Below are 21,386 nucleotides of genomic sequence, written 5' to 3'. Positions count from 1 at the left end.
TCAGGCGCCCGATTTGAATCCCATACGGAAACCGCCCCAATGCTTACCATTGACAAAAATAGGCACGGAAAGATCATGAAGAATTTCTCCCGTATCACGCTTATAGGTTTGTAATAAAAAGCTTTCTGTATGCGCACCGCAACGACTGCCAGTAGCATCATTAAAAATACGTTTGCTGCGATTGTTTACCAAATCTTTTTCGTAATCTCCCGTTAATGGCTGACTAAACTTTTTGTTATGGGTTGGAAAATAGCCATTCACATCCACAGCACCGGCAAACATCACCTGCTCATGCTTTTCCAATATGGCTTCTTGAATAGCAGGAAATGCTCGATCACTAAAGGCATCGTAAGACGTACTGTATTTCTGTGGATTGGTGTTATTGATTGGTTGGTAGTCTTTAGAAAAAACAACTTGCTCTGTTAACTCGCCTTTTTGAATGGCTTCTTCGAAAAGTTGCCCTATGGATTGAGCTGCCGTTTTAGCCACCATCAATAATTCAGAAAAGAATAATGATTGATCAACCTTATCAAGTTCTCTAAAGACGATTTCAGCTCCATTACTCAAACCCGATGCCTCTTTGGACAATTTATCACTACGCTGAGAAATGTCTTGCAAAGCACCACTAATTCGCGAAATGGAACCATTAATCTGAGTACTGGCTGTACCAAGCTCTTCTCCGGCACTCTCTACTTCTGACAGAACCCCTGAGGCATGCTGAACCTCTTCTGTTAACGAAATAAAACGCTGAGTTTCTCCTAATAAGGTACTAGAAAGAGACTCAGTAAGACTTTTCAACGATGACATTTCATTATTGGTGAGTTCACTGTTACGACGAACATCGGCCAAAAGGCTAGAAATTTGCTCTGAGGCATCGGCGCTTTTGGCCGCTAATGCACGCACTTCATCTGCTACTACTGCAAAACCTCGCCCTTGTTCACCGGCACGAGCCGCTTCAATGGCAGCATTTAACGCTAATAGATTAGTTTGCTCAGACACCCCCTTAATAACCGCTGTGATAGTGTCAATGTCATCAGCACTTTTGGTTAACAAGGCCAATTGCTCACTGGCGGCTTGTACTTTTCCCGTTAGTTCATGAATCTGATCGGCACTTTGTGACAAGGCCGTTTGAGCAGTACGACTAGATTTAGCCGTATCGCTCATCGTATGAGCTAGCTGACCTAAGTTGGTCGACAATGTCATCCCCGTGTTAGATAGCGTTTCTACTGCCTGAGATATCTGCTCGCTATCGTCTCGAGTAAGGTGAATGTCCTTACTAAGTGTATCAACAAAGTGAGACACCTCTGCCGCCCCCATTGCCATCTTAGAGGTAGCCCGTGTGACAGTTTCACTGACTTCAGAAAAGGTTTTATCGTCCTTAATATCAGAGTCTTGCGAAATACTTATCGGTGTTTTTCGAATACATTTTGGGATAATCAGAAAAGCGCATAACAAAATGCCAATACCAACATAAGAAACAGGAACTGAGCCTTGCACATAGCCAACGATAAAAAGTATGAGAAGCCCAAACACACCACATAACTGGAAATACACCATCGCCTTTTCCTTCCTTTTAATTATTATTTTTTTCCAGTGTTAAGTTATGTAAGCAGAAGGTCAACACAAAACGAAGCGCATAAGACTAAAGTCTCACAGAAAAAAACAACAATACTTGCTATCGGCCAATAGCGATCATCAGAAGTAAGTTTTCAAAAAATTAGATTGGTAATGCTAAAAAAAACAAAAAACTAGATTAGATATCTCTAATTTTACTTTTTACACACATAAAAAGCAGAAAAATTCTTCGACAATCCAACTACACTAGAAAGTGAGCTCACGAAGCACAACAAAAACAAGAAAGCCGTTGCGCACAACCTGCCAACGTATGAATTGAGGATAAATATCATGATCACTAACAAGTTTAAGACAGAGTCCTTTTACCTGGAATTAGGGCAACTAACACCAGATAGTGTGAACCACCTTGCCCCTTCTTTTGATCATTTACCTGCCAATCCTTACGCGGATGGCGAATTTCGCTTACGTCGCTATTCCCGCTTTACCTTTGAACAAGGAAAACTAAACCGCCTACCTTCCAAGGACTTCGTACAAGATGAAAACATCAACCATTTTCAAGGTAATGTCGTCCGACACTATGAAGAAGTTGATGACCACATAGTGTTAGATCCTGCCTTTATTGAATTGTTTGAGCATTTCCAAAACATGGCTAGTGTGGCAGATGGAACAACAATCGAAGTGCACCAGCTGCGCATTTTTGCAGACCATAAAAGTGCAGAAGTTGCACCTGAAGGTGTACATCAAGACGGTTTTGATCGCATCGGAATATACGTAATGCAGCGTCATAATATCGAAGGGGGAAATATTAATATTCACTTAGACAAAAATAGCCCTGCTCTAATCAGTCATGACTTTGATAAAGGTGAATTTATCGTTCTAAACGATCGTAAGTTTTTCCACAGCGCTCAACCAATTACACCCACTAATGACGACCAAGGATACATGGACATATTTGTGCTTACAGCGAATTTACTACATTAGAAATAACATTCGCTCGCAAAAACCTTATTGCTTGCTATTTTCACAACAAAACCAATCAAAAAGCGCTAGAAGCTGGCCTTGATAGCGTGATATGAGATCGGAGGTGTAAAAGTCTTTCTTCTATTTTTACACCTGCGCTGCCTTATTTTGTAGAAACATTCCACATTTAGAAATAAACTATCAGCCTATTTCTAAATAACATAATCACGCTTTTTGAAGCCCTTTAAATATATAAATCCTATGATTGCTTAACATTCTGTAACAAATATTAATTCCCAACAAGCTACTGATATAAAAGAAAAAAAACCATTCAGTTACAGATTCTCACTTTAAATAACGATTCCAATAAGTTTTTTAATTTCTCAAATGATATAAATTAAGAATTAAATTTTAAACACTTATTAAGATCAGGTATCGCTTTGACAGACGTAATAACCCTTGGCGTTGATAGCCCTAAAGATATCCAACAAGAAATTATAGATATATCAAAGAAGACTGTTCTGATCATCGAAGATCTCGGTGAAATGCGCTCGATGCTTAAATCTTTGATTACGTCTATGGGGTACTCCAATATCGACATTGAGCAGTCTGGACAAGCTGCTCTTAAGCGAATTTTAGAAAGATCGTACGACGTCGTTTTATCTGATTACAATTTAGGAGGGACCGTAGACGGCCAGCAAATCCTAGAAGCCTCACGCAAAACCTACTCTCAAGACTATTCTAATATTTTCATTATGATTACCGCCGACACGGCTTATGAAAGTGTCGTCAGCGCCTTAGAATTTCAGCCCGATAGCTATTTAGTCAAACCCTTCACGCCCGCGGCTTTTTTTCGCCGGTTTGAGCGAGTTAAAAAGCAAAAAAATATCTTTCAAACCATCAACAATGCCCGCAAGGAAAGTGATTTCGAAACAATGGAGTCACAGGCCAAAGTCATCATGGAGCAACACCCCAATTATGCCAGTCAATGCCTAAAAACCATTGGCGAGTCTTTGTACGCAAGAGGACACTACAAAGAAGCAAAAAGCCATTACCTGCTTGTGATCAAGCAAAACAAACAACTTGCGTGGGCTCATTTTGGCATCGCACTATGTGAATTTAAGCTTGGCGCTATAGTCGCTGCTGCCGCAAAACTAGAACAAACTATTAATTTGAGCCGTCACTACATGTCGGCTTATGATTTACTGAGCGATGCCTATGAAGAATTAGGGAACTTAGAAGACGCTCAAACAACCATGATAAACGCATTAAAGGTTTCCCCGCGTTCTTTAGACCGAGTGATCCGCTTGGCAGAAATTAGCATGCAACTGCAAGATTGGGAAACCGCTGAACATGCCTATGCAAAAGTCATCCGACTAACTAAAGAAACCAGCCATGAAAAGGTAGAGTTCTACTATGAATACCTGACATGCCTAACTAATTTAATGAGCAACGGCTCTGAAAACTCCCGTTTGGTAAGTAAATCCAAACGTACACTTATTCGTTTGCGTTCTTTTGGTAAAGGTAATCCAGCCGCAATATCTAACTCTTTTCGCATAGAAATAAAACAACATCTTGCTCGTAACCATACAGGTGAAGCCATTAAATCTTGGCAACAATGGAACCATCTCATTGAAACTGAGCAAGCTTCTCCTCTTACCGAAGCTCAAAAGCACACACTGAAAAAACGCCTCGGCTTGCTATAATCCCCTGACACCGTTATCGTCACCCGCATATTTGTGTTGGTACTTTAACAGACACGCCCTATTTATATTTTTTTACGATCAGAGCATCCTTTATGACGGCTACTCATTCCTTTTCGTCCCTTATTCCTGATGTCATTTTAGATGCCGTAGAGTCCACTGGCTTATGGAGCGACTCTCGCATTTACCCGTTAAACAGTTACGAGAATAGGGTTTACCAAATTGGTATCGAAGACGCCTCACCGGTTATAGCAAAGTTTTATCGCCCCGAACGCTGGAGCGAAGCGCAGATTAGAGAAGAGCACCAAACACTATTAAAACTCAAAGCCGCCGGCGTTCCCGTTGTGGCACCGTTAGAATTTAATGGCGAGAGTTTACTCCGTCACAAAGATATGCTTTTTTGCTTGTCTCCAAGATTGGTGGGGCAGCATCCAGAAGCAGACAATCTAGATCAGCTTTATCAAATTGGCGAACTTATTGGCCAACTACACCAAAGTCTGCAAACAGACACCTTTAAAGATCGCATCAGTGTCTCTCCCTTATCGCAAATGGACGACGCTGCGAATCAAATTTTGACCGGGCGTACTTTATTTGGAAAAGCAGAACTTGCCAAAGAGTTACAGTTGCCTGAAAAGCTCAAACCTATTTATCAAAAGCAAATCACAACATTGCGAGAAAAATGTGAGGCCATCATAAAGCGCTATTGGCCGTCTCAGCTACGTCCAATACACGGCGACTGCCATCGCAGTAACCTAATGCTGCAAGATGGACAATTTCATCTATTAGATTTTGATGACTGTCAGAATGGCGTTGCTATTCAAGATTTATGGTTGCACATCACGCAAACTGAGAACCCCAGACAACAGTTAAGTGAAATAATTGAAGGCTATGAAACCTATTTGCCCTTTGAAACGCGCGAATTAGATTTGGTAGATGTGTTCAAGTGTGTGCGGGTTATCAGCTACGCCGCATGGTTACAAAGCCGATGGCATGATCCCGCTTTCGTCAAAGCCTTTGCTTGGTTTGGCAGCGAAGATTACTGGATCAACCACTTAAGCGAATTGAAGAACTGCGAATTAGAATGGGGGCAGATTTCACGATGATACCTTCAAATATCCCGCCACTGGAACACTCGCTACATTCTCAGTTTGGTTTCAACGAATTCCGTGAAGGTCAAAAACAAACCATTAAACAGCTTCTTGCTGGGCATTCCTCTCTCGCGGTTTTTCCAACAGGTTCTGGTAAATCATTGTGTTACCAATTTACCGCCACTCAGCTGCCCAATTTGACACTAGTCATCTCACCGTTGATTGCCTTAATGCATGACCAACTAGCCTTTTTAACCGAAAAAGGCATTCCTGCCGCGTGTTTAGATTCCAGCCAGAGCAAAGACGAAAGCCAAGCGGTTATATCTGGCGTGCAAAGTGGCGCTATCAAGATTTTAATGATCTCGGTAGAACGCTTTAAAAATGAACGTTTTCGTCGTTTTATCAAGCGTGTTCCCATTTCCATGTTAGTCGTAGACGAGGCACATTGTATTTCTGAATGGGGCCATAATTTCAGGCCTGATTATCTAAAACTGCCCTCTTACCAACAAGAACTGGCCATCCCATTAGTCTTACTGTTAACCGCCACGGCAACACGTCGAGTTCAGCGAGACATGGCACAGAAGTTTGCAATTTATCCTGAACATATTGTGCAAACTGGCTTTTATCGACACAATTTAGACATTGATCTTATACCCGTTCAAAGCCATCAAAAACTAAACGCCTTAAAAAACATACTCAACGAAACCCAAGGCGCGAGTATTGTTTATGTCACTCAGCAGAAAACAGCCGAAGATGTCGCTCGTGCTTTACAAGCCGATGGTTATTCTGCTGAAGCTTATCATGCTGGATTGAGTAGTGATGTCCGCAGCGCTATCCAAGCCCGTTTCATGAATGACAAAGCCACGGTTAGCAAGACACGTATTATCGTTGCGACCATTGCGTTTGGCATGGGCATCGACAAGTCCGATATTCGTTTAGTCGTGCACTTTGATCTTCCTAAATCCATTGAAAACTACAGCCAAGAAATTGGCCGTGCGGGGCGTGACAACCAACCAAGCCGATGCGTCTTACTTGCTAACTTAGAAGGCTTAAGTACCTTAGAAAACTTTGTTTACGGAGATACACCAGAACCTCAGAACATAAATAATTTACTTCGCACTATTACTGAGGAAACCGTTGCAGACGAATGGGAAACACAGTTATACGGATTATCTAACCATACAAACATTCGCTCATTGCCGTTAAAAACGTTATTGGTACAGCTTGAATTATTGGACGCCATCACGCCAAAATACAGTTTTTACGCGGATGTAAAAATAAAATGGGAAGGCGATAGAGTCGCTTTTGCTAGCCAGATTCCAGCTGAATGGCAAGCCGCCTATCAAGCACTGCTAAAAAGCATCCAGTATAAAAAAATCTGGGGCACACCTGATTTTGACAAACTGTTTAATGAAGCAGGGTTATCTCGGGGAGACGTGCTACAAATCTTGGAATTCGCAGCGGACCACAATGTTCTGACACTTGAAAGTAAAGGATTAACCGAAGTCTACCAATTCCATACAGAACACTTTCATCACCAGACATTAGCCAGCCAATTGCATGAATATGTGGAAGAAAAACAAAACGCCGAAATTGAACGTATTGCGACCATGATTCGTTTTTTTCAACTGGATCGTTGTTTAAATCATAACTTAGCGCGCTATTTTGGCGATCAAAACTCACCTGAGCGCTGCGGGCATTGTTCGGTTTGTCGTGGAAATGTTCTTGAATTATCGCAACAAGAAGACATAAATAACGATATTGAATGGCTGGATAGTTTAACCGAATACGTTCGAGAATTTTCTCAACATGTTGGAAGCAAAAGCCCAGCAACAGAAATCACAGCCGTATTGATAACACGCTTTTTAACAGGTTTAACACAACCTATTTTCACAAAAATCAAAGCCCGACAACTTAGCGGTTTTGGTAAGTACGAAGAACAAAGTTATGAATCAATACTGGATGCCGTTACTCAGCTTCTTGCTCGTCGTTAGAAAGGGACTCTTCGTAGACACTGACTTCAATGAGATTATTATCAGGATCATTGAAATAGACAGATTGGATTGGCCCCAGTGCTCCAGATTTGGTAACAGGGCCTTCTAGGATAGTCACCTTACAACCTTTAAGATGATCAATCACTTCATCCATACTCCAGTCAGTAATCAGGCATACATCGCCAGACCCTTCCATCGCATGGTTGCGAAGCTCTTGACCCAGTAATTGAAGATTGATCTTTTGCTTGCCAAAGCGCATTGCTTTGCGTCCGTTAGCAAAAGTCACAGGCTCCATTTTTAGCACGATTTCGTAAAAAGACACGGCTTTGTCGATATTTGCCACCGTCAAAACGATGTGGTCAAAATGACTTATCATAGCTCCTTGCCTCCTAATGCAAGCCATCACAGAATATAAGACATGCTACGAATGATCGACAGGAAAGACAAGCTTATATTGTGCTTGATAGACTCGCCTTTTTTCACATTCAATGACTAAGTGACGTAAGATCTAACCCACCCTCTATGAGGCTTAGTTTTTGACGCCGATTTAATTTTTTCACTTTATGCTCCAATACTAATGCGTCACTCTTTGTACCGACGGCTTGTTGCCACACTAATTCAAGTGGTCCTTTGCCTTTCAGATAACGAGCGCCCCGCTTATTGGCACCAGAATGTTCTTTGAAACGTCGATCTACATCGGTACTAATGCCAGTATAAATGGTATTTAAGCGAGTCTTTATCATATAAAGACTCCATTCCAGATTTTTCGAAACACCTTGCTCTTTCCGTTTATCCGTCACTTTAAATTCCTCTCCTGTGCGCTCAATTGCCAATAATAAGCAATAACGTCGAGGCCGTGGCAATTCCCATACAATAGTTAAATATTCGTTGACGCTTTTGGTCGGTTAACCAACGTCGAATACTCACGCCAGCCCATGCCCAAATAGAAATGGCCGGAAACCCCATCGCTGCAAACAAAACAATCATCCAAACACCAGACTGGACATACAAATCGCCCGCAATAGCAAAAGAACTAACACATCCAATCGCCATCATCCATGCCTTCGGATTAACGTATTGAAAAAGCAAAGCTTGCCACCAGTTCATTGGGGCAGAAGATGATTTTTTAGCGTCCAAGTTACCCACTGGCGCACTACCAATTTTCCATGCTAACCAAAGTAAGTAAGCACAGCCGACCCATCTTAATACATTGTACAAAGGCGGATATAACGTAAATAATGCACCAAGGCCGAGCAATGTTGAAAACAGCAAACTGGCAACTCCCAGAACAATCCCCAGCATATGCGGTAACGTTCGACGAAAACCAAACTGGGCACCAGAAGCCAACAACATAATATTATTAGGACCTGGTGTCACGGAAGTCACAAAAGCAAACAGGGCAAGCGCTAAAAAAAATGACACATCTATCATGATATCCGCCCTTTATTTTTTAATATAAAACAGCACATCTCGTAGAAACCCCATGATGCCAGCCTTTGCTAATTCCATCTCTTTAATCTCTGCTGTCATACCTATGTCACTCATCTGCTGAGCGGTCATAGACGCTAATTTTCTACGTGTTTTGAAACGCTCTACACTTTTTTGAATACAAGCAAATACGCCGACAACTAACATATCCTTCTCCCTTTAAGTCGCACAAATCAGAATTTCATAGTGCTATGTGTATGAGTAACTACTTTAAAAGAAGGCAGAAATACAATACAGATCCAATAAATCACATATTGAAACATACAGTTCGTCATTTCGTTCCACTGTATGGTTCAATAAACCCTAATCTGTATGGTCATAAGTGACACGTCTACACCTTATAATCGATACAGATATCACCAACGTTTTTAAGGAAGGATGCTATGACACTTTATCAACAGCTTGCCAATCGCTTACGAGAGCACATACAGCATGACTTCTATAAGTCTGGCGATAAACTGCCATCAGTACGTCAACTATCCCAAGAACATGGTGTCAGTATCTCCACCGTACAAGAAGCGTATCGACAGCTTGAACAAGAGTTACTGGTAGAAGCTCGACCGAAATCTGGCTACTTTGTTTGCTCACGAAAAAAAGACAATCTGCCAAGCATTTCAAGGCCACCGCAGCGTCCACTAGAAGTTTCCCAATGGGAAGAAGTGCTCAACATGTTAATGAATCGCAGTGGCAATAAAGGTGTGCAGTTGCAACATGCCATGCCGGATATGAAAGCAACCACCTTAAAACCCTTACTCAAAACCTTGTCTGATCTCTCCAAACAAAAACCTGAACTCGGCCTTGGTTATGCCGATATCCGAGGGACAGAAGAATTACGCTCGCAACTTTGTCGCCTAGCGGTCGCATCAGGTTGTCAGCTACACCCTGACGATTTAGTCGTCACCTCAGGTTGCCAAGAGGCACTATCGGTTTGCTTACGAGCTGTCACAGAGCCTGGCGATATTATTGCCATCGAGTCTCCAAGTTTCTATGGTTCCATGCAAGCGATCAAAGCGGCTAACCTTAAAGCGATGGAGATTCCAACTCACCCTGAAACGGGTATCAGTCTTGAAGCCCTAGAATTAGCGCTTGATCAATGGCCAATCAAAGCCATTTTTGTTACGCCAACCTGTAATAACCCAATGGGCTACACCATGCCAGAGGACAAAAAAGAACAGCTTTATCGGCTCGCACAAAGCTATGATATTGCCATCATAGAAGACGACATCTACGGGGATATTTCGTATCAATTTCCACGCCCTAAAAGCATAAAATCTTTTGATACTGATGGGCGAGTTTTATTGTGCTCATCTTTTTCTAAAACCATTGCGCCGGGAATGCGAGTTGGCTGGATTGCACCCGGCCGCTATCGTGATAAGGTAACTCACATTAAGTACGTCAGTAGTTCCATGTGCCCTGTTTTTCCACAACTAGCCATCGCTAAATTTATCCGCTTAGGTGGCTACGCCAAGCATATCCGTAAAATGAGACAAGACTACGAACAACAGCGCGACCATTTACTTCATATCATAAAAACCTACTTACCTAGCGATACAAGGGTAAGCTACCCTGCGGGCAGCTTTATTTTATGGGTAGAGCTACACCCTAGCATTGACAGTATGAAGCTCGTCGAACGATGCCGTGAAGAAGGCGTAGGCTTTGCGCCTGGCCCACTATTCTCTGCCACAGGCAAATATCGCAACTGCTTTCGACTCAACTTCAGCGAACAAAGTATGGAAAAACGTGAATGGGCAATCAAAACCTTGGCAAAAATACTGAAGCAATTCAAAGATTAAACTAAGTCTATCGCCATCAACCTCATGGCAAGCTGAATAGCCGGATGAGGAATGTAAATAAACGAAAAGAAGGTTAAAAGCACTAACCAATGACGGGATAATTAGGTAAAAATACCGTATTGACTGTAAGGCAATATTACAAAATTTTTTTAAAGGCCACGATGGCCTTAATAGATAGACACCCATTAGGATTAAATGAATGCAAAACAGGCCTTTACGATACTTAGGGCTCTTCTTTCTTTGCCTGAGCCTCGCTGCATGTAGCGCGACAGAAAGCCGCAAAAATTTTGCCAATCTTGCAAAACAAGAACTAAATAAAGTCAGTAGTGAAAAAGTATCGCAATGGGATACGTTAGACACTGTAGCGCCTGCCAGCCATTTAACCGATCTGATTCAAGATCCAGTATTAGATGAATTAATCCAACAAGCCCTTACAGCGAACCCAAACTTACAAAGTACCCTACTCACTCTACAATCTAGCTTATGGGAACTAAAAAGCACCCAAGGTAACCAACTTCCCACAGTGGATGCCAGCGTCTCTTCGAAAAAAGCCAAAGAATCAGATACAAATTACAGTGCCGATATCAGTGTTAGTTGGCAATTGGATGTTTGGGGGACACTAGCCAATACAGAACAAGCCGCCAGCAAAACCTTAGCCAGCGACGAAGCACTTTATCAAGCTAGCCGAGACACTCTAGTGGCAAACGTGATGAAAGCCTGGTTATCATTAACCGCCAAGCAACACGCCATTAATATCGAGCAACAAAGGCTTGCGCTACTAGAAGCCAATGAAAAACGCATCATAAAACGTTTTAAAAACGGGCTAGACAACCTTGAAAAAATGGATGAAGCACGAACTTCTACCTCGCAATCAAGAGCCAATCTTGCGCAATTCAAAGAAGACTTCGAAGTCAACAAACGTGAGTTGCAGCTCCTACTCGGCACCGCAGAACCATTAAACCTATCACCTAACACAGATTACCCGAAAGTCAGCCTAACCCTTGACGAATTGCCAAACCAAAGCCTACAACGCAGACCTGATTTAAAATCAGCTTATCTAAATATTGAAGCTGCGGACCTAAATACCACAGTGGCTTATAAAAACATGCTGCCATCAATCAGCTTGAGCGCGGCTTTAAGCCAATCAGCAGACTCACCTCGCATGGCATTATTTACTTCGCCAGTTTGGTCATTAGTGGCACAGTTAACTCAGCCGCTTTACCAAGGCGGTAAACTCAAGGCCGCCAGAGAAGTTGCTAAGCTGAATACAGCCAAAGCTTATCAAGCTTATCGCAATACTTTACTAACCGCGGTCAATGAAGTGGAAAACGCCATAGGACAAGAAAAAGTCTTACAGCAACAAGTCAGCCATATCAGAGAAGCGCTTGCCAGCTCTCGCAGTAACCTTGCCCAGTATGAAAAAAAATATCGCAGCGGACTGGTGCAACTCAGTGATTTAATTGCCACACAAAAAACCACTTTTGACCTAGAAGCCCAACTTGATGGGCTAATTTACAATCACTTATCGAATCGAATCACTTTAGGCGTGGCGTTAGGCCTTGGAGTCCAGCAACAATGAAAACCTCTTCACAATGGATACTACTTATCCTCTCTTTGCTTGTCGCAGTCGCTGCTTATTTTTATATAGACAACGCCCTAAACAAAAAAGCGTATGACATTGGTCGACCGCTGCCTGAGAAGAAAGAAGAAGCTCTAGACGTGAGCGTTATTTCGGTTATCGCCTCCAGCCATAAAGCCACTATCCAGGCTTCTGGCATTGCCAACCCAAGATACAAATTAACTCTGAACAGCAAAGTCAGTGGCGAAGTGATCAAAGTATCAGATCAATTAGAAGCAGGACAACGTGTAAAAAAAGGCGACCGACTCGTCAGTTTAAACAACAAAGAGCTCAACAGCGCGGTCGCCAATGCCAGGAAAAACTTAGCCAGTGCTGAGCTAGCACTAAAAGAAGAAATGCGCCAAGGCGATCAAGCCCGAGCTGAATGGAAAGCCGCAGGGTTTAAAGGCGATCCAGATTCTGATCTGGTATTACGAGTTCCTCAACTGGCCAGCGCGAAAGCGGAAGTAGACTCAGCAAAAGCCGCATTATTGGAAGCCCAAGACAATCTAAAACATACTGAAATCGTCGCCCCATTTGATGCACTAGTAATCAGTCGCAGTATTTCACCTGGCTCTTACTTAAGCTCAGGCGGCGAAGTGGCTACTTTATACAGCACAGACCGAGCCGAAATCACCATTAATCTTGCCAGTACCGATTGGCAAAAGTTGCCTGACATGAAAACGCTACTTAACCGTCGCACCTCCGTGATTATCCATAGCATAGATTCCAATGACCAATGGCAAGGCCGCGTTATCGGTATAGATCAACACATTGATACCACCACCAGAATGCGCAGTTTAATTGTCGGTGTTGATTCACCACTGGATCAAACACCACCGCTCTTCCCCGGATCATTTGTCACCACACAATTAGAAGGCAAAGCCATTGATAATTTATGGAAACTGCCAAGCACAGCCTTAAGTCAGAAAAGTGAAATTTGGTACGTGAATGACGAAAAACGCCTTGATGCTTTTGATACCACGCCGTTTTTCGTTGATTCCCAATCCATCTACATTTTGGTGCCTGAAACTCTTAGAAACCGAGCCTATCAAGTCATTAAAAAGCCATTTAGTAGCTATTTAAAAAACACTCTTGTTAATCCGTCAGAGCAGTCTCAATAATGAATCCACCAGATCAACCAAAAGGTATTATTCCGTGGTTTGCAGGCAACCCTGTAGCCGCTAACCTATTAATGCTGCTTGTTATTTCCCTCGGTGTTATCAACATGGGATCACTAAATAAAAAAAGCTTTCCGACACTTCCTCCCAACGGCATAGACATTAATGTCAGCTACGACAGTGGTTCGGCCAAAGAAAGCGAAGAAGGCATTGCCATTCCCATCGAACAAAAACTGCAAGGCGTAGAAGGCATCAAGAACATCATGTCGACGTCTTCAGCGAGCGGTGCAAAAGTCAGCATTGAAGTCAAAGACGGTTACGATCTTGACAATGTGTTTTCGGACATCAAAGACAAAGTCGGCGAGATCAATTCCTTTCCGAGTGAGGCAGACCGAGCCGTAATCACCAAGGACACACGTTCCGAGCTGGCTATTATTATTCAACTTTATGGTGATGCAGACAGACGCACCCTACAAAAGCTGGCAGATGAGCTAAAAACCGACTTGCTTTCCGATGAGCAAATTAACTCTGTGGGTATTTCTGGCACGTTAAATCCCATCATGTTAATTGACGTCGACAAAAACAAACTCGAAGCTTACGGCTTGACCTTGTCGAATCTAAGCGCTGCGATAACGGCCGAATCAGCAACATCGCGAGTCGCAGCGTTAAGTAACAAAGATGTTTACTTGAAAATCAGCGCCGCAGAACAAGCCTATTTCAAACAGCAATTTAGCAATATCATCATCAAGACCAACGCCACGGGCGGTAATATCAAACTGGGTGATATCGCGGCCATTAGAGACACTTTTGACGATGATGAGTTTGTGTTGTCGCGTTTTAATCAAAAAGACAGCCTGTCGATTCGTGTCAATACCACGGGTAACGACGACATCATCAATACAGTGGAAGCCACCAAAAAAGTGGTGGATAAATGGAAACAAAGCGACCGTTTGCCGTCTCAAGTGCAACTCACTACTTGGAATGATCGCAGTGAATCTATCAACCAACGTTTAGACTTGATGATCAAAAATGCCCTGACTGGCGTGTTATTGGTATTTGTATTACTGGCGATTTTCCTCAATATCACTGTGGCATTCTGGGTCGCCATGGGCTTGCCTTTCATTTTTTTCGGCACTATTTTTGCCATGGGAACCAGCAGCATTGACCTCACTTTGAACATGATCACTACTTTCGGCTTTATCCTTGCGTTAGGAATTGTGGTCGATGACGCTGTGGTGGTTGGAGAAAGTATTTATGCCACCCGAGCCAGAGATGGAGACACATTAGGCAATACCATTAAAGGCACCATGGAAGTGGCTGTGCCAACGTTATTTGGTGTGTTTACTACTGTGGCGGCATTCTGGGCTTTGTCCAATATCGATGGACGACTCGGACAGATTTATTCCCAATTCGCCATCGTTGTAGCCATCTGCTTGGTACTCTCTGTGATCGAGTCGAAAATCATTTTACCGGCGCACTTGTCTCACCTAAATACTCGAAAATCCAAGCCAAATAATATCTTGTCTTCTTTTTGGGCAATCATTCAAGGTGGCGCGGATAAAGGCTTACAGTTTTTCAGCGACAAACTCTACCGACCAGCCATAGACTTTGCATTACAGCAACGCTACGCAATGTGTGTTGCTTTCGTTACCTTATTTGCTTTGGTTATGTCGATGCCATTTACGGGCGACATTCGCATGAGTTTCTTCCCTCGTATTCCGGGAGATTCGGTACGTACCACTTTAACTATGCAGAGTGATAGCAGCTACGGAGAAACGCAAAAGGCGCTCTTGATTATCGAACAAAAAGCCTATCAAGCCGATAAAGAACTCATTCAAGAAGCGAAGAAAAAAGGCAAAATCCCCGCTGATACATCACCGCAAGCAACAGGTATCAAACATATACAAACAGCGTCAAATGGCGATCAAGCCGGTAACTTTCGCGTCGAACTGGTCAGTGGTTCGCCTTATTACAATTCAAGACAATTCACCAGTAAATGGCAGGACATTTCAGCACAAGTCGAAGGCGTAAAAAGCTTACGTATTCGCTATGGTCAAGACACGGTAGATGCTCTGTATGTAGAGCTAACCAGTAGTAATTCCAGTGCACTAGACGGCGCAATAGAAACCTTGATTGAAAAATTAAACGCTGTACCAGCCGTAACCGGTGTGGAAAAGTTTGATACTCCTCCTGAAGCCCGTTTAGCGCTTGATCTAACAGAACAAGGGCGTTTATTGGGGCTCGACACCAAGGATCTCGCCAGCCAAGTGGCACAAAATTTCGATGGCACCGTGGTGCAAAAATACCAACGAGATAACGACGAGATTGAAGTTCGTTTAGGCTTCCCTAAAGATCAACAAGAATCTCCCGCGGCGGTGATGGACACCAAAATCGCTCTCGAAAATGGTTCAAGAATTCCACTTTCGACCGTGGCACGCTTAACGAAAACAGAAGTTCAGACCGACATTATCCGTATTGATGGTAAGCGCTCTTATTATCTTTCAGCCGAAGTAGACAAAGACGTCATGTCCTCTACAGAAGTGGTCGACTATCTGCAAAGCGCCATCATGCCTAATTTGCAAAAGCAATTTTCCAGTGTGAATTTTAATTTTTCAGGCGAGGCTCAAGAACAAGAAGAAACAGAATCGTCTTTGGCTAAAATGTTTATGCTGGCACTACTGATCATTTATGCCTTGCTAGCGATTCCGTTAAAATCTTACAGCCAGCCAATCATTATCATGATGGCGATTCCATTTGGCATCATTGGTGCTCTTTTAGGCCACTGGATAAATGATCTCGCCTTAAGCATTTTCTCGCTCAATGGCATCTTGGCTCTGAGTGGCGTGGTGGTAAACGACAGTTTGTTGCTGGTTTCACGATTCAACGACATTCGCAAAGACACAGTGCATGTAAAACAAGCTATTCGCCAAGCTTGCCAAAGCCGTTTACGCGCGGTTTTGCTAACGTCTTTCACCACTTTTGCGGGACTCATTCCAATTTTGTGGGAAACCTCAAGGCAAGCTCAAGCATTGATTCCAGCAGCGGTTTCACTTGGTTACGGCATCATGTTCGCCACCGTTATTACACTAATTTTGATCCCTGTTTTATTGATGATCAAAGAAGATATTCATCTGCTCATTGATCGATTAAAAAATAAGACTGTAGAAGTGTTAGAGCCGATTAGCGAAAACAAAGAATAGTAAAAAAAGACTCCCTGTCTTATTAAGATAGGGAGTCTTTGCGTTTATTAATGAAATACGGTCCTAAGCAACTTCATCCCACTCAGGAAATGGATCTGGTAGAGTAGACCATGCATTTTTTCCTGCCAGTAGTTCTTGTTCGCTTAGCAAGCAGCTATCTAAGGCTTCAATGACCGCCTCTTTATTTAGGTTCTGACCTATAAAAACCAGTTCCTGACGCATATCACCAAAGGGTTCAACCCATTGATTGGCTATCGATTCAAGGTATTCTGGATCTTGTGGCCATTTGTCTTTGGGAACCGCCTTCCAGAACATACCCGCAAAACCATAATGCGCAATACCACCCGCCTGACTCCATTGCCCAGCAAACTCGGGGCGAGTTGCTAACCAAAAGAATCCTTTCGAGCGCAACAGCTTTCCATAAGCTTCTGTTCCATGAAGAAAGTCAAAAAATCGCTGGGGATGAAAAGGTCGTCGAGCCAAATAGGAAAAACTGCCAATGCCATACTCTTCTGTTTCGGGTACATGCTCACCACGCATTTCTTTTAGCCAGCCAGCTGCTTGCTGTGCCTTTTCAAAGCTAAATTTACCTGTGCCTAGCAAGCGCTTAGGCTCTATTTTGCCTTGATGAATGGGGATAATTTCCGCTTCTGTATTGAAACTACGCAGGATGGATTCTAATTGTCGCAATTCTGCTTCGCTCACTAAGTCGGTTTTACTGATCAAAATAATGTCGGCAAACTCGACTTGATCAATCAACAAATCCGCCACGCTACGTTCATCTTCCTCACCAAGTGACTCACCCGTTTCCTGCAATGAGGTAGCCGCTTCATAATCCTTCATGAAATTCACCGCATCAACAACCGTCACCATGGTATCAAGACGTGAAATATCTGATAAACTCACGCCATCCTCATCCGCAAATGTAAAGGTTTCTGCTACAGGCAAAGGTTCCGAAATACCGGTTGATTCAATCACTAAGTAATCAAAGCTATTCGCCTCGGCAAGCTTTCGAACCTCTATTAATAAGTCCTCTCTTAGCGTGCAGCAGATGCAGCCATTGCTCATTTCTACTAACTTTTCTTCACTGCGATTTAGCGACACTTCTTGTTTAATCGTCGCCGCATCGATATTGATTTCACTCATATCGTTCACAATCACCGCGACCCTCAAACCTTCACGGTTATTTAATATATGACTTAATACCGTCGTCTTTCCTGCACCTAAAAAACCAGATAACACCGTCACCGGCAATTTGCTTTGTATAGCTGTCATGAACCTCTCCCACAAGAATCTATTGAAATGTTATGATATAACATTTCAATAGATTGAGATAGATGCCTTTTTAATGGAACATTCACAATAAAATAATGAACTAAGAAATAGACTTAAAACAGCCCTCTATAAGAGGGCTTACATAGAGGGTCAGAGCGATACACAGGAATAGATAATAAGCCGTTCAATCAGCTGTATTTGAAAGTAAATCTGGATTGGTTATTAAATTTCTTACACCATGGGCATGGTCTTCTTGGTATATATTTTGACTATCGCACCAGTCTCCTACAGATTGAATATCAACCTTAGCCACCTTGGGCCGAACATTCCATGTAACTTGAAAGGGTGAGGCTTTTGTATTGTAACTAGGACCTGTCGTTGACCCTGCATAAGTTACAGGGTCACCAGTGTGCTTAGGAATTCCCGTTGCTTGATACAAGCTATGTCGAACATCGTGGGCTGTCAAAGCATTAAATTTCAGTGCCTGATCATCATTGACCAGAACATACACTTGAGCTTCTACTCGCAACTGAGGCATAGCTTCACCCTTGACGACACAAGCAGCTAAAGTCGGCCCAGGTTCAACCTTAGCACTGGAATACACATAGTGCGCCTCAATAGTATCACCAGGGTAAAGCTCACTATGTTTGCCCTTGCAGATAGCACCATCCTTAACTGGCTTCAGCTCTTCCAGAGTAAGCTGACCAGAATAAAGATAACCCGTTTGAAACCCTTGGCCGTCACCATTACCAGCATACTGAGTAAAATCTCCGCCCTTGTGTTCAGCATTTTTGTGAAAATGAATATTACATAGGTTCATCTTGTTCGATGCTGGTGCTTGCGCGAAAGTTTGAAGATTGCGCCCGAAGAGCTTATCTATATCCCTTGGAGATTGTGGCCCAACATCTCGTCCTATTGTGCTTTCTTGTAGTGCTTGGCGCTGCTTCAAAATAAAGCCATCTGGCACTGCACCTTTATTCGCTGCAAAGACAGCACCTGAAACTAAAGTTAGACCGATACCGCGAACAACATTAACCGCTTTCATAAATATCCTTAAATAGAAAATCCCTAATACATTTCTAACGCAGCGTTGAGACTAAAAAGCCCAGAGAACATTCAATCCAAGCCTTTCATTGCTAATTTTTTGCACTTAACACCGCCTTAATTTACTTTCTCCTTAAATAATTCGAATTTATACGATATTTTTCGCACCAAATAAAAAAACGAAATTCCACTATCCAACACGACAAAAGGATGAGATTGCGAATAACAAGAAAAAACACGACAATAAGAAATATATTTCTAAAAATTAAATGAAAAAGAGAACAAAATGCACTTAGATGACATAGATTTGCAACTGCTTGCCTTAATTCAAAGTGATGATAGTATTTCCACAGAGTCTATGGCTCAGCAAGTTGGCTTATCCAAAACCCCTTGCTGGCGACGCGTTCAAAAGCTAGAAAACGCCGGTTTTATCAAACGCCGTGTCGCGCTGTTAGACGCAGACAAACTTGGCCTTGGCGTATCTGTTTTTGTACAAGTGAAAACCAACCAACACGATGCAAGTTGGGCAGAAGAGTTTGCCCGCGTCGTGGCAGAATTTCCCGAAGTGGTTGAATTTTACCGCATGGCGGGAGAGTACGATTACTTATTACGCGTGCTGGTGAAAGACATTCCAGCGTATGACAAATTTTATAAACGATTAATTAGTGCCACCGCATTAACCGACGTCACCTCAAACTTCGCCATGGAGCAGATCAAGTGGACAACTCAGTTGCCCTTGCCTAGCCCAAAAGAATAAGCGGTGAACGAACAAGTGTATCGATGCGGCCAGCCAAATGAGGAAAGAGTTATGTCCATTGCTGCCGCAGAAAATACAACCAAGCAAACCCTATCTAATAGTGAGACTTTATTCGCTCGTATTCGTGATGGCATCATAGGCAAAGACACGCAAATAAATACACCATTTGGCAAAAGAGCACTTACCTACGCTGACTACACGGCATCGGGTCGCAGTCTCGATTTTATCGAAGACGCCATTCGCAATCATGTGTTGCCGCTTTACGCCAACACACATACCGAAGCCAACGCCACCGGCCAACAAACCACCACCTTTCGAGAACAAGCTCGCCAGCAAATCCGAGAGGCGGTTAACGCATCAATAGATGATTTAGTGATATTTTGCGGTAGCGGCGCCACCAGCGCGATTAATACCTTAATTAGCCAATTGGGCTTACGCCAACTTAGCACCGAAGAAAAATCCCAAACGACGGTATTCATTGGACCTTATGAACATCACTCCAACGAATTACCTTGGCGCGAATTGGGTATTGAAGTTATTAGAATTCCTGAATCAAAAGACGGTGGTGTATGTTTAGCTACCCTAGAAAGCCAATTACAGGCAAAGCCGAATAAACGACTCATCGGCAGTTTCAGTGCCGCATCTAACGTCACAGGAATTTTGTGTGATCAAGACGCCATTAGCAGCTTACTTCATCGCTATAACGCTCTGGCTTTTTGGGATTTTGCCGCTGCTGCGCCTTACGTCAAATTGGATATGAACCCAAGTTCAGACCCAGCTCTTGCCAAAGATGCAATCTTTTTCTCTACTCATAAATTTATCGGTGGCCCTGGCACACCAGGCGTTCTAGTCGTCAAAAAAGCCATCATCGGCAACCAAACACCAAGCCACGTGGGCGGTGGAACCGTGTCTTTTGTGACACCGAAAGATCATACATTTTTGCCCGTTGGCGAGCGCAGAGAAGAAGGTGGTACACCAAGCATCATTGAATCGATTCGCGCCGGATTAGTATTCCAGCTCAAACAAGCGGTTGGCGAAAAAGCCATCGAAACTCGTGAGCACGCACTTGTGCAACTCATCGACAAGCATTGGCAGCAGCAAACGAATATCGAACGCTTGGGCCACGCAGATGCAGAACGCTTATCGATTACCGCATTTCGTATCAAAACCGAATTGGGTTATTTACATCATGGCTTTGTTACTGCGTTATTAAATGATGTATTTGGTATTCAAGTTCGCGGCGGTTGCTCATGTGCTGGCCCATATGGCCACCAGCTTTTAGGCATAGACAAAACGGAATCAGAGCGTATTCAAGTAGCATTGAAACAAGGTGAGAAACTCGTAAAACCGGGTTGGGTTCGCTTCAATTTGAATTACTTCTTAGACGATGCAGAAGCCATGTTTATTTTGGATGCGATCGATTTTGTCGCGAAACACGGCACCACGCTTTTGCCTTACTACGCTTATAATCAAACTTCGGATTTATGGCGCTTCCAAGGACAATCCAACACGCCTAAGTCGCTTAACGAGCTATTGTTCTCGCAAACAGAAACACAGCAACCACAGACAGAGCAAACAACAGATAGAACAGAAGATAAAAACACTTATCTAAAACAAGCCGAAGAGATAATCAAAGACTGCCTAGCAGGGAAATACACATCGCAGCCACAGCCTTTTAACAAAGAGTTCAACGACATCAAACGCTTCGTATTGGCTGAGGATTTTGTTTAGTTAATACAAAATAAAAGCAGCCACCAAAATGATAGCTGC

General features: G+C 43.0%; 17 protein-coding genes. 10 read left to right on the top strand and 7 right to left on the bottom strand.

Annotated elements, in window-relative coordinates:
- Nucleotides 1-1,557: a methyl-accepting chemotaxis protein gene (locus AC2A4J_RS07060; protein WP_255828460.1), complete on the bottom strand. Its 1,557-nt coding sequence runs from the start codon at nucleotides 1,555-1,557 to the stop codon at nucleotides 1-3.
- A 348-nt stretch (nucleotides 1,558-1,905) separates the two neighbouring features.
- On the opposite strand from AC2A4J_RS07060, the gene AC2A4J_RS07055 reads away from it, so the two are divergent.
- The 4 genes from AC2A4J_RS07055 to AC2A4J_RS07040 all read left to right on the top strand — a co-directional run bounded on the left by AC2A4J_RS07055 (nucleotide 1,906) and on the right by AC2A4J_RS07040 (nucleotide 7,320).
- Nucleotides 1,906-2,556, top strand: coding sequence for a 2OG-Fe dioxygenase family protein (locus AC2A4J_RS07055; RefSeq protein ID WP_484175454.1), 651 nt, complete (start codon nucleotides 1,906-1,908; stop codon nucleotides 2,554-2,556).
- Nucleotides 2,557-2,975: 419 nt separating this feature from the next.
- The gene (locus AC2A4J_RS07050; protein WP_484175453.1) at nucleotides 2,976-4,241 is read left to right on the top strand and encodes a response regulator; all 1,266 of its coding nucleotides are present in this window, start codon (nucleotides 2,976-2,978) and stop codon (nucleotides 4,239-4,241) included.
- A gap of 92 nt (nucleotides 4,242-4,333) precedes the next feature.
- Nucleotides 4,334-5,341: a serine/threonine protein kinase gene (locus tag AC2A4J_RS07045; protein ID WP_484175452.1), complete on the top strand. Its 1,008-nt coding sequence runs from the start codon at nucleotides 4,334-4,336 to the stop codon at nucleotides 5,339-5,341.
- A complete protein-coding gene (locus AC2A4J_RS07040) occupies nucleotides 5,338-7,320 on the top strand; it encodes a RecQ family ATP-dependent DNA helicase (RefSeq protein WP_484175451.1) in 1,983 nt (660 codons plus the stop codon). The genes AC2A4J_RS07045 and AC2A4J_RS07040 overlap by 4 nt, the downstream gene beginning before the upstream one ends.
- On the opposite strand, the gene AC2A4J_RS07035 is transcribed toward AC2A4J_RS07040, so the two are convergent.
- The 4 genes from AC2A4J_RS07035 to AC2A4J_RS07020 form a co-directional block, all read right to left on the bottom strand.
- Nucleotides 7,295-7,696, bottom strand: coding sequence for a VOC family protein (locus tag AC2A4J_RS07035; RefSeq protein WP_484175450.1), 402 nt, complete (start codon nucleotides 7,694-7,696; stop codon nucleotides 7,295-7,297). The genes AC2A4J_RS07040 and AC2A4J_RS07035 overlap by 26 nt on opposite strands.
- A gap of 109 nt (nucleotides 7,697-7,805) precedes the next feature.
- Nucleotides 7,806-8,120 carry a GIY-YIG nuclease family protein gene (locus AC2A4J_RS07030; protein WP_484175449.1) on the bottom strand — a complete coding sequence of 105 codons (315 nt, stop codon included), beginning with the start codon at nucleotides 8,118-8,120 and terminating at the stop codon, nucleotides 7,806-7,808.
- 22 nt (nucleotides 8,121-8,142) lie between these two features.
- Nucleotides 8,143-8,751 carry a LysE family translocator gene (locus tag AC2A4J_RS07025; protein ID WP_484175448.1) on the bottom strand — a complete coding sequence of 203 codons (609 nt, stop codon included), beginning with the start codon at nucleotides 8,749-8,751 and terminating at the stop codon, nucleotides 8,143-8,145.
- Nucleotides 8,752-8,763: 12 nt separating this feature from the next.
- Nucleotides 8,764-8,955 (bottom strand): DUF1127 domain-containing protein, encoded by a 192-nt coding sequence (locus tag AC2A4J_RS07020; RefSeq protein WP_484175447.1) that lies wholly within the window; start codon nucleotides 8,953-8,955, stop codon nucleotides 8,764-8,766.
- Nucleotides 8,956-9,191: 236 nt separating this feature from the next.
- On the opposite strand from AC2A4J_RS07020, the gene AC2A4J_RS07015 reads away from it, so the two are divergent.
- From AC2A4J_RS07015 to AC2A4J_RS07000, 4 genes are all read left to right on the top strand, one after another.
- On the top strand, nucleotides 9,192-10,601 hold the full coding sequence (locus AC2A4J_RS07015) for an aminotransferase-like domain-containing protein (RefSeq protein WP_484175446.1): 1,410 nt from the start codon (nucleotides 9,192-9,194) through the stop codon (nucleotides 10,599-10,601).
- A 199-nt stretch (nucleotides 10,602-10,800) separates the two neighbouring features.
- Nucleotides 10,801-12,180, top strand: coding sequence for a TolC family protein (locus AC2A4J_RS07010; RefSeq protein ID WP_484175445.1), 1,380 nt, complete (start codon nucleotides 10,801-10,803; stop codon nucleotides 12,178-12,180).
- Nucleotides 12,177-13,343 (top strand): efflux RND transporter periplasmic adaptor subunit, encoded by a 1,167-nt coding sequence (locus AC2A4J_RS07005; protein WP_255828448.1) that lies wholly within the window; start codon nucleotides 12,177-12,179, stop codon nucleotides 13,341-13,343. The genes AC2A4J_RS07010 and AC2A4J_RS07005 overlap by 4 nt, the downstream gene beginning before the upstream one ends.
- Nucleotides 13,343-16,540: an efflux RND transporter permease subunit gene (locus AC2A4J_RS07000; RefSeq protein WP_255828447.1), complete on the top strand. Its 3,198-nt coding sequence runs from the start codon at nucleotides 13,343-13,345 to the stop codon at nucleotides 16,538-16,540. Before AC2A4J_RS07005 ends, AC2A4J_RS07000 begins: the two co-directional genes overlap by 1 nt.
- Before the next feature lie 63 nt (nucleotides 16,541-16,603).
- Here AC2A4J_RS07000 and zigA read toward each other — a convergent pair whose 3' ends face one another.
- Both zigA and AC2A4J_RS06990 read right to left on the bottom strand, forming a co-directional pair.
- On the bottom strand, nucleotides 16,604-17,815 hold the full coding sequence (zigA, locus tag AC2A4J_RS06995; RefSeq protein ID WP_484175444.1) for a zinc metallochaperone GTPase ZigA: 1,212 nt from the start codon (nucleotides 17,813-17,815) through the stop codon (nucleotides 16,604-16,606).
- 184 nt (nucleotides 17,816-17,999) lie between these two features.
- Nucleotides 18,000-18,860 carry a delta-class carbonic anhydrase gene (locus tag AC2A4J_RS06990; RefSeq protein ID WP_484175443.1) on the bottom strand — a complete coding sequence of 287 codons (861 nt, stop codon included), beginning with the start codon at nucleotides 18,858-18,860 and terminating at the stop codon, nucleotides 18,000-18,002.
- A gap of 285 nt (nucleotides 18,861-19,145) precedes the next feature.
- On the opposite strand from AC2A4J_RS06990, the gene AC2A4J_RS06985 reads away from it, so the two are divergent.
- Together AC2A4J_RS06985 and AC2A4J_RS06980 are read left to right on the top strand one after the other, a co-directional pair.
- Nucleotides 19,146-19,616 carry an Lrp/AsnC family transcriptional regulator gene (locus AC2A4J_RS06985; RefSeq protein ID WP_441806147.1) on the top strand — a complete coding sequence of 157 codons (471 nt, stop codon included), beginning with the start codon at nucleotides 19,146-19,148 and terminating at the stop codon, nucleotides 19,614-19,616.
- A 51-nt stretch (nucleotides 19,617-19,667) separates the two neighbouring features.
- The gene (locus AC2A4J_RS06980) at nucleotides 19,668-21,347 is read left to right on the top strand and encodes an aminotransferase class V-fold PLP-dependent enzyme (RefSeq protein ID WP_484175442.1); all 1,680 of its coding nucleotides are present in this window, start codon (nucleotides 19,668-19,670) and stop codon (nucleotides 21,345-21,347) included.
- Nucleotides 21,348-21,386 lie beyond the last annotated feature (39 nt).

This window comes from Marinomonas sp. ATLA20 (assembly GCF_057180105.1).
This window is presented reverse-complemented; position numbering and strand designations above follow the sequence as displayed.